Origin of the sequence: Streptomyces sp. NPDC086549, from assembly GCF_044746205.1 — a bacterium.
GTDB lineage: Bacteria > Actinomycetota > Actinomycetes > Streptomycetales > Streptomycetaceae > Streptomyces.
This window is the reverse complement of the sequence record NZ_JBIVBS010000053.1, coordinates 1-8,949: the sequence shown is the minus strand read 5'-3', so window position 1 is coordinate 8,949 and position 8,949 is coordinate 1. Positions and strand designations below refer to the sequence as shown.

Genomic DNA, 8,949 nt, shown 5'->3' with positions numbered 1-8,949 from the left:
GGCGGAATCGCCAATAACCTCATCATCTGGCTGGCTGGCCGAGACTTCCCCGGACGGCCCGCGCGGCAGACCGGCACGTTCTAAAACACGGCCTAAGTCCGTGGGAAGAGGAGACGTGCGGGGCGCGGGCTCCGATTCTCGCCGAACCTGCGGCATTCAAAGGCTTGTTCGCGATCCGAACTGATCGAGAGTGGTGATGTCCGGTTCCGCGAAGCCGTGCGGCTTCGCGGGGGAGAGGTGGCTGGCCTCTCCATACCGGCCATCGTGCGGCGTCTGGCCCGCCGGGAGTTCGTCGATCCCTAAAAACCAGAGGCCGCGGTCTTCCGGTATTCCGCCTGCGACGCGGTTCGGTGCGCCGCAGTCAGGAGGGTGAGGAGCGGCGGGCTGCCAGGTCCTCGAGGCGGGAGCGTTTCCAGCGCTGGTGACGGGCGGCTGCCGCTGCCGCCCCGGTACTCGTATCCGTCGGGCTGCTCGAGGTCGGGCAGGAGCCCATGCCCGAGCGCGCTGATGAAGCTGTCGGGGTTGCTGTATCCGAGCATCGGGCTGCTTCACCGGAGCCAACCAGGCCCTACGGACGGGTTGGGCATGGCCGGAGCCCGGGCGGTGGTGACGTGACGCTCCCTGCCCGGACTCCTGAGGGGTGCGGGTTCTGCTGGCGTGGTCAGGGCTTTGGCAGCGGCAGGCTGGGCATGTGCGGGTGCCGGAGGTGCTGGCCGCCTTCGTGGACGTGCAGGGTGAACGTCTCAGGTACTGGAGCCCCGGCCGTGCCGTAGGCGCTCAACACATGCTCGATCTGCTCCCACAGCCGTACCGGGCCCCCTCGCGGACCTCCCAGCGGTCGTCGGCCGGAGTGAGGGTGGCGGCGGAGCCGGTCATCACGTCGGCCAGGTGCACTACCTCGCCGACAGTGACCATCTGCATGTTGGGTGCCGCGCACTGGGCGAGGAACCGCAGGTGGAATGCCTCCTCGGTCGCGGCTGTGATCCGTTCGGGGCTGTGGCGGGCCGTCCGGCCGGTCGTGGGCAGGTCTGCGGCCCAGTGCGCGGGGTTGCCGAACGCCGGCGCTGCGTGGGTGCGTGCGGACATGAATGAGACGGTGCCCGGCAGAAGTGGGCCCTGGGCGGTGCCGTCGTCGGCGACGGTGAGCAGGATGCGGGCGTAGCCGTAGAGCCAGCCGGAGAGGGTGAGCAGGATCTTGCCGCCCGGCCGTACTTGCGTGATCAGGGCCGGAGGGACGGCGCGGAAGGAGCAGGCGGCCACGATCCGGTCGAACGCTGCTTCGGGCCAGTAGCCGTACAGCCCGTCGGCCACTGCCAGCGTCGGCGTGTATCCGCACGCGTACAGCGCGCTTGCCGCTTGCTGGAGCCGGTGGGGGTCGACTTCGATCGACGTGACGTCGGCGGAGCCGAGTCGTTCGCAGGCCAGCGCGGTCGAGTACCCGGTGCCGGTTCCGATCTCCAGCACGGTGTGGCCCTCGTGCACGTCGGCGTCGGCCCACATCCGCAGGACCAGGGAGGGGAGAGTGGAGGAGGAGGTCGGGGCGCCGCCGTGCCGGGCGGTGGGTGCTTTCCAGTCGGGTTCGTCGCCGTCGAACTGTGTGATGAGCGTGGTGTCGGAGTACGCGGCTGCCAGCCACCGGCCTTAGTCGAGTTCGGCGGTGACCGGCTCCCACACCGTCAGCCCCTGCCCGTCGGGTCGTTCGGAGGCCAGATAGAAGCCGGGCACGAACTGGTGCCGGGGCACGGTGGCGACGGCTGCCCGCCAGGCGGGATCGGTCAGGGCGCCCTCGTCGGTGAGGGTCTTGGTCATCGCTTCGCGTAGTCGCGCGGAGTCGGCGTCCAGGTCGGCGGGCATCGTCATCGCGTCGCGCGCCTCCTTCCGTTCTGGTGGTCAGGATGTCGGCGAACGCCGTCGTGATGTGGCCGGCGTCGGGCAGCCAGCCCCACTGGCCGTTGGGGTTGCACTCGATGAACACCCAGTCCTCCGGCCGGTTGCCGTCGCCGGTGAGGGCGAAGTCGAAGCAGCCGAAGACCAGGCCGAAGGCGCTCAGGTAGCTGTGGAGGGCGGCCTCGATGGGTGCCGGGACGGTGATGGGGGTGTGGATGAGGGCGTTCCAGTCGCCGCGGCGCCAGTCGAGTGCGCCGTCCGGGGAGGCGATCTGCTGGGCGAACACGCGGCGGCCGACCACCGTGACCCGCACATCGCCGGTCTTGGGGATCTCTGCCTGGAACAGGTGGGCGGTCACCGCGAGCGTGTCGTCGAAGGTGGCGGGATCGACGCGCTGGGCCCAGACCGCTCCGGTGTGCCCGTCCTCGTTGCGGGGCAGGCCGCGGAAGGTTTTGTAGATGACCGGGCCGTGCTCGGCGGCGAATTTCCGGGCGTGCTCGACGTCGTTGGTGACCAGTGTCGGTGGGATGGTCAGGCCGAGTTGGGCGGCGAGCTGGAGCTGGGCGGGCTTGAACCCTCGACCGCCAGGTCCATCCACGGCGCGGTGACATCCCGCCCTGACCGCGCCTGGAGGCGCACGCTGTCCGCCGTCCGCCACAGAACCGTCCGGTGCCCATCGAGCTTGACCTCGAACCACCAGCGCGGCCCCGTCGGCACAAGCTGCGCGAGCGCGACCTGAACGGGGAACTCCACACCGCCAGCCTGCGACCCCGAACGCCAGGCCGCGCGGCGACCTAGCCCGGGAACCCGAGGACAGTGTCCGGACGGCAGTGGACACACGGCGAGACATGGTTCTGCAGCGCCTCCACCGCCTGCTCCCGCGACACCGGCCGGCACCGGCCGGACTTCTTCGCCGCCCAGCAGTCACCCACATGCACCGAGTCGAGGTTCCGGCGGTTCAGGCCGTACTGGACCAGCCACTTCGGGCGCTGCTGCTCCCGTTCGATGGCATGACGCTGGGCCTCCTACCTGCGCCGCTCCTCGGCGATCCAGCCGTCTACCTGCGCCAGCGCCGCCGCGTGCTGCTGCACCAGCACGCGCCGCGCGAACAGCAGCAGGTCGAGACGAGACGGAGAATCGGTCACGAGTTCGGATATATATCCGGCGCATGTCGGCCGCCCCTACCCGGCCCGCACGCCAGAAGGTGTCGCAGAGGTGAACGTTCGGCAAACCTGGGGCCTGCGCGCGCTTAAGAACCGGCGGCGCGGCACCTGAACGCGCACTTTCGGCCAAATGTGGACCAGGTCCCCAGAGGCCTTTTCAACCTGCGCTTTTGGTGATCCGTCAGACTCTATAGGGTAGGTTCTAGAGTCCTCTGACCTGTGGGTTTATCGGGGTCGATCCACGCGGATCGGCCTCCGGCGTTGATCTCGCCCCGCGAAGATGGCCGACGGAAAACGCTGACGGCGTCAAGGCCTGAACTCGTCGCATACCGTCATACGGCACCAAGGGAATCCCGCGCTCTGCCGACAGAGCATGCGGGAACGCACCCCTACGCAGGAGCGGGGGCCGCCCGGCCAGGCGGCCCCCGCAGACGTCCTGCATCGAAAAACCTGGAAGTGATCCGAAAGGACGTATCTATGGAACCACAGGCCTGGCGGCCCCTGGGGATCGTGTGGCGGCCCCCCACCCCCGCCATCATCCTCCTCGCCACCGTGCAGTTCTGGCTGCTCCTCCACCCGTACGGCTTCCGCACCGCAGCCACGATCTTCGCCGCCACCATCGCCCTCGACTGCATCCGCCTCCCCCGGAAGAAGGCCCCCGCCCCCACGCCGGTCGAACTGCGAGACAAGCGCACGAGCCTGGCGAAGCATCCGCAGCGCGAGCGCCACGACAACTGACGCTGCTACGGTCGCCCGACCCCCGGCGGCCGGGCACCTACCTCCCCCCCGTTACCTTTTTCGTGGCTCCGCAATGGGGCCTCCGGCCTTCGGGTCCGGCATGACTTCCCCCCCTTGTTGCGGTTGATGATCCGGGGGGTGGTGTCACCGGGCCCGGAGGCATCGACGGACCGCTGATGAGGGGCTTGAGCACCGGCTTCACCCGAGCCGGAAGAGCTCTCCGTAACGTGGATGTGGCAGCTCGGTGCCGAGGCAAGGCCGGACGAAAGCGTGAGCGGAGGGGCCTGCACGTGATCGACACCGGCGACATCGACGTCTTCCTCGGCCTGGACGTCGGCAAGGGCGAACACCACGCCACCGCCGTCACCCCGGCCGGCAAGAAGGCCTTCGACAAACGGTTACCCAACACCGAACCCAAGCTCCGCGAGCTCTTCGCCAAGCTGCAGGCCAAGCACGGGACGGTACTGGTCGTGGTCGACCAGCCGGCCTCGATCGGTGCCCTGCCGCTGGCCGTGGCCCGGGACATGGGCTGCCCCGTGGCCTATCTGCCGGGTCTGACGATGCGGCGGATCGCCGACCTCTACCCGGGCGAGGCCAAGACGGACGCGAAAGACGCGTTCATCATCGCGGACGCTGCCCGCGCGATGCCTCACACGCTGCGGGCGATCGACGGCGAGGACGAGACGATCGCAGAGCTGGAGATGATCGTCGGGTTCGACGACGATCTGGCCGGCGAGGCCACCAGGGTCGCGAACCGGCTTCATGGCCTGCTCACGCAGATCCATCCGTCTCTGGAGCGGGTGTTGGGCCCGCGGCTGCAGCACCCGGCTGTCCTGACGCTGCTGGAGCGGTTCGGGTCTCCGGCCCAGATCCGCAAGGCCGGCCGGCGCCGCCTGGTCACGCTGTTACGGCCGAAGGCCCCGCGGATGGCCGAGCGGCTGGTCGAGGAGATCTTCACCGCTCTGGACGAGCAGACCGTGACCGTTCCGGGGACCGAGGCGGCCGCGCTGATCGTCCCGAGCCTGGCCGGCTCACTGACCGCCGTCCTTGACCAGCGGAAACTCCTGGCCGGGCGGATTGAAGAACTCCTGGAGGCTCACCCTCTTTCGAAGGTCCTGAGGTCGATGCGAGCCGGATCGGCGGGGGCGTGAGCCGCCACGGGTGCCGGCGCCCGCTGTGGTCGTATCCGTGGCGGACGGCGTGCCCGTGGCGCCGTCCCGCTGCTCGCCCTCCCCGTCGACGAACAGCACCGTCGTACGGTCCGTACCGCCCGGCTCGGGCCGCCTGCTTCGCGGCACTTGAGGCGGCTGTCCGGTCACTGCGGTTCAAGCATCGCGACCGCGACATCCACGTGGTGGTCGACGCCACGCTGCGCCACGACGTGTCCGCCGAGGAACGCCCCCAGGTGGAAGCTGCCATCGCCGACGGAAAGGTCGTGCAGCCCCCGGCCGGGACCGAGGGCCGGGGCGACGCACTGGTGATCAGCATCGCCGAGGAGGTCGGCGGGGTCATCATCTCCAACGACAACTTCGCACCGTTCCAGAAGGCGAACCCATGGCTCCGGGAGGCGGGGCGGGTCCTCGGAGCCACTCAGTCCCAGGGGGTGTGGGTCTTCACCTGGCGCGTACCGAATGCGGCGGCGCCCACCCGGCCGAGGTGACGCGCCCGGGATGACGAAGCGCGCACTGTGCCATGCCAGACCTGAGGTGGTCGGTCCTCACCGCACACCGTCGACACGGGACCGCTCACCGCATCGCACGAGGGCCACCGCAGCCTCGGGACCGGGCACCCCGTCGGCCGCCATGTCCAGGCCCAAGGTCACCCGGACGCAGAGCAAGCGCGCGATGAAGGCGCGTCGACTACTGCTCCCCAACCAGCCGCCGCTTCGGTGTCCCGTCATTGATCGGCGTCGTAGGTGCGGGGCACCTGCGGTGGCTCAAGGTGCCGGGGGACTCGGATGGAATGCGCGGCGTGGGCCCTACAACCCCCGACTGGGACGTTCTCCCCATACCTGGCCGAGCGGCTGATCGACGGCTGGTGAACCCCATTGGCCAGATGCCTGACATGCGCCCCTTCCACCGGTTATCTTCGGGCTGGTCGTTCGTCGACGGCGGGGGATGTCCTGGGGGAAGCATGAAGTTCAGGGTCTGGCTGACAGCTGTCTTCGGAGTGGCCCTCACCTTGGTCAGCGGTTGCGCTGCTCGACCTACCGCCCCGACCTCCGACGCTGAGGCATGCCCGTCCCTGGCGCGTTCCGTCAATACCTCGCCGCCCCGTCAAGCAGGGCCAGTGGACGACGTAGAACTCGGCGGTCTGGAATGTGCGGATACGACAACTGGCATGACCACGGTGGAGATCACGGCCACCAACCGGGACAAGACGCGTGATGCTTGGTACGACGTCACGGTGGAGTTCGTCGGCTCTGACAGCAAGGTCGTAGCCGTTGAGACCGCCCATCTCGGCAAGGTGGCTGCCGACAACAGTGCAACGAAGAGCGTCTACGTCGCGCGGCCAACCGACGGCAAAGAACTGACCGCAAGGCTCCGCAAAGTGGAGCGGGAGTTCGTGACCGAGAACGAAGCGGGCGGATCGCAGGACAAACTGGACGACATCGTCGAGATCTTCGTTCGTGAAGGGCTCGTTGCACCCGGCACCTCGTATGGCATGTGCCCTGACTCGGCACCCCAGGTGTATTGGATCGGAGCGAAAGCCAACTGCTGGGAAGCTCGCACTGTCCAACCGCCACCCACCTCCCCTGCTCCACAGCCTCTTGGCGGCACACTGTGCACCGACGGCTGGGTGTCCGGCTCCAGCGGACGAGGAACCTGCTCGCACCACGGCGGCATCTCCCGCTGAGCCCGTCCGGCTACTGGGTTCGGCAAGCCGGGCAACCACATGATGCATACGGGGGACTTCGTAAGGCGCGGAGGTGTGCGAGAGGGCCGGCGTACAGGTAGCGATCCCAGGCGGAAGCAACCGGGACGGCGCAGGCACGGCGGAATGTCGCTGCTCGCGACGCGTGCGGATCTGCGCCGCACCAGTGGCCACAACTCTTGAGCCGGGCTTCCCGGGTGAGCGACAGCCCGCAGGCGCAAAAGCCCTGCGGGCTGCTGTCCCTGACTCCTTACAGATCCCACTCGTCGGCCAGCAGCCCCACGAGCCGCCGCTGCCGCTTCTGCAGCAGTTCCGGCGCCCACTCCTGATGCTGCAACACCTGGCTGGTCAGGGCGAACGTGGAGACGCCGTGCCTGCCGGTGAAGTACTTGGCCTTCTTCTCTGTGAAGTCGTAGTTCTGGGCGTAGGCGTTCTTCGTCCGGTTGAGCAGGACGAGGTTGCCCAGTCGGTGCGTCCACTCCCCGCGCTGCGCGTCGGTGAAGTGCCGCAGCCACTGCGACTGCTGCTTCGGATTCTGCGGTAGCACGTGCTCGACGGTGATCAGGGTGTGGTCGTACGAGACTCCGGGCTTTCCGGCCAGCATCTCGTCCAGACGCAGCAGGACGTACTTGCGGGTCTTGGTGACGAGGTAGATGTCACCGTCCAGACGTGCAAGAGTCTCGGCCTTCTCCGTGTCCGTCAGGGCGAAGGACGTCGCATCCAGGCCGTCGCCGGCGTTGAGTTCGCGCAGGAGGTCCGCGTATCGCGTGACGCGGGGAGTGGTGTAGACGCGCCGAATGAACATGCTGGCCGCCAGCCGTTCCAGTGCGCCGAAGAATCTGTCGAGCCAGGCCGAGTCGTCACCGTGGTTACGCAGCGCCCACAGGGCCGCGGGCCGCCAGTCGTTGTTGTCGATCTGCTGGAGGCGTTTGAACCAGGCATTGACCTGCTCCGCTCCAGAGGCCGCCGCGTAGCCGGCGTCGCGGATCTGCACGTAGGCGTCCGCGTACGGCACGACGACGTCATTGACGAACGACTCGGCCTTGCCGGGCAGGTAGTGGTTGAGCACCTGCTCAGGAAACTCCTTGAGCAGTTCCCGCTCTGCCCGCTTCATGGCGAACACCATGCGCAGGTGAAGGAAGAGGTCGGCAAAGTCGTCTCGCCCCAGGGCCTCCTCCGCGTCTTCCCACTTGCGGGCGCACTCCTCCGAGGCCTTCTCGTCCAGAGCACCGATGATGTGCGACTTGAAGATGTCCGTGGGCGAGAGGTCCATGCCCCGGGAGTTCATCACGCTGAAGATGCGGTGCGCGCTGTCCAGATCGGGGGTGCTGACGACAACCAGGAAGGTGCGCTCGCCAAGCATCTGCACGAGGTCCAGCCGCCGCTCCTCCGACCAGCCGTCGAGTATCGCGTGGAGCGCCTTCGCATTGCGCAGGACGGCCTTCTGCGCGTCCGTCGGCAGCTTCTCCTCCTCCAGGGTCCGCAGTGCTTCGGTGGCTCTCTTTGTCTGGACGTACTGCTGGAAGAAGCCGGCGTCGCGGTATCGAAGGGTAAGCCTGGGCTTGGGAGCGAGTCGGCGGACCTTGTTGCCGGGCTCCGTGACCAGTCTGTCGAGATCGCTACGCAGGTCGGGGTCCTCCGTCAGGTCGCGAAGGAGGGCGAGCAGGATGGTCAGAGTGGTGAGGCGTTGCTGGCCGTCGATGACCTCGGCGGGCGCGTTGCCCTTGGCCTTGACGAGCACGATGGAGCCGAGGAAGTACGGCTCGTCCGTTCCCCTTTCGAGCGACTCCTCCAAGTCGGTGAGCAGCTGGACGGCCTGCTCGACGTCCCAGGCGTACGGCCGCTGGTAGTCCGGAATCCTGAAGTCGTAGTCACTGCTGAAAACCTTGTGCAGGGACACTTCCTGCGCCTCGAGTTGCTGCATGTTCCAATGATGTACGGGCTGTTGCTGCTATGTCCCAGGGATCCCTCGAGGTGATGGATGCGCGGGGTCCTGGTCTGGGCACAGTGACGTCACGGACGCCGCGGGGCCAGGGCCGGGTAGCGTCGCTGTCGCACGAGTGCGGCTACGTCGGCCGGTCCGAGATTGGCCTGCGTTCCTTGGGCTAGCAGATCAGCTCAGGCCGCTCCTGTGCCCGGCGGCCCAGGCAGCGTGGCCGCGCAGATGACCGAGGGCCCTGGGCACCCTCCTCAGTGGCTGTTGTCTTTCCGATCTTGAGGACGGCGATTTCGCTGGTCGGGCATGGGGTCGGTGATTCCGCGGGAGTGGTGACCTGTCGTTTCGTCG

The 8,949-nt window shown here is 68.0% G+C and carries 6 protein-coding genes and 2 pseudogenes; 5 read left to right on the top strand and 3 right to left on the bottom strand.

Annotated elements, in window-relative coordinates; all coding sequences use genetic code 11:
• Positions 1 to 661 precede the first annotated feature (661 nt).
• Positions 662 to 1,860, bottom strand: a pseudogene (gene tgmC / locus ACIPSA_RS51125) (ATP-grasp peptide maturase system methyltransferase).
• A 238-nt stretch (positions 1,861 to 2,098) separates the two neighbouring features.
• Here tgmC and ACIPSA_RS51120 point away from each other — a divergent pair.
• The gene (locus tag ACIPSA_RS51120) at positions 2,099 to 2,626 is read left to right on the top strand and encodes a hypothetical protein (RefSeq protein ID WP_402649126.1); all 528 of its coding nucleotides are present in this window, start codon (positions 2,099 to 2,101) and stop codon (positions 2,624 to 2,626) included.
• Positions 2,627 to 2,681: 55 nt separating this feature from the next.
• Here ACIPSA_RS51120 and ACIPSA_RS51115 read toward each other — a convergent pair whose 3' ends face one another.
• Positions 2,682 to 2,864, bottom strand: coding sequence for a DUF6233 domain-containing protein (locus ACIPSA_RS51115; RefSeq protein ID WP_402649129.1), 183 nt, complete (start codon positions 2,862 to 2,864; stop codon positions 2,682 to 2,684).
• A gap of 663 nt (positions 2,865 to 3,527) precedes the next feature.
• Between ACIPSA_RS51115 and ACIPSA_RS51110 the strand changes: the two genes are divergently transcribed.
• The 4 genes and pseudogenes from ACIPSA_RS51110 to ACIPSA_RS51095 all read left to right on the top strand — a co-directional run bounded on the left by ACIPSA_RS51110 (position 3,528) and on the right by ACIPSA_RS51095 (position 6,644).
• The gene (locus ACIPSA_RS51110; protein WP_402649124.1) at positions 3,528 to 3,788 is read left to right on the top strand and encodes a hypothetical protein; all 261 of its coding nucleotides are present in this window, start codon (positions 3,528 to 3,530) and stop codon (positions 3,786 to 3,788) included.
• 290 nt (positions 3,789 to 4,078) lie between these two features.
• Positions 4,079 to 4,915 (top strand): annotated as a pseudogene (locus ACIPSA_RS51105) (IS110 family transposase); the annotation flags it as partial.
• Between the two features lie 20 nt (positions 4,916 to 4,935).
• The gene (locus tag ACIPSA_RS51100; protein ID WP_402649121.1) at positions 4,936 to 5,448 is read left to right on the top strand and encodes a hypothetical protein; all 513 of its coding nucleotides are present in this window, start codon (positions 4,936 to 4,938) and stop codon (positions 5,446 to 5,448) included.
• 680 nt (positions 5,449 to 6,128) lie between these two features.
• On the top strand, positions 6,129 to 6,644 hold the full coding sequence (locus ACIPSA_RS51095) for a hypothetical protein (protein ID WP_402649118.1): 516 nt from the start codon (positions 6,129 to 6,131) through the stop codon (positions 6,642 to 6,644).
• Positions 6,645 to 6,912: 268 nt separating this feature from the next.
• On the opposite strand, the gene ACIPSA_RS51090 is transcribed toward ACIPSA_RS51095, so the two are convergent.
• Entirely contained in the window at positions 6,913 to 8,586 is a 1,674-nt protein-coding gene (locus tag ACIPSA_RS51090; protein WP_402649116.1) for a DUF262 domain-containing protein, read from the bottom strand.
• Positions 8,587 to 8,949: the final 363 nt, after the last annotated feature.

Bases quoted from the DNA above. Each gene is read 5' to 3' on its own strand.
- ACIPSA_RS51095 (WP_402649118.1), top strand. From the start codon at position 6,129: ATGACCACGGTGGAGATCACGGCCACCAACCGGGACAAGACGCGTGAT.
- ACIPSA_RS51110 (WP_402649124.1), top strand. From the start codon at position 3,528: ATGGAACCACAGGCCTGGCGGCCCCTGGGGATCGTGTGGCGGCCCCCC.
- ACIPSA_RS51090 (WP_402649116.1), bottom strand. From the start codon at position 8,586: ATGCAGCAACTCGAGGCGCAGGAAGTGTCCCTGCACAAGGTTTTCAGC.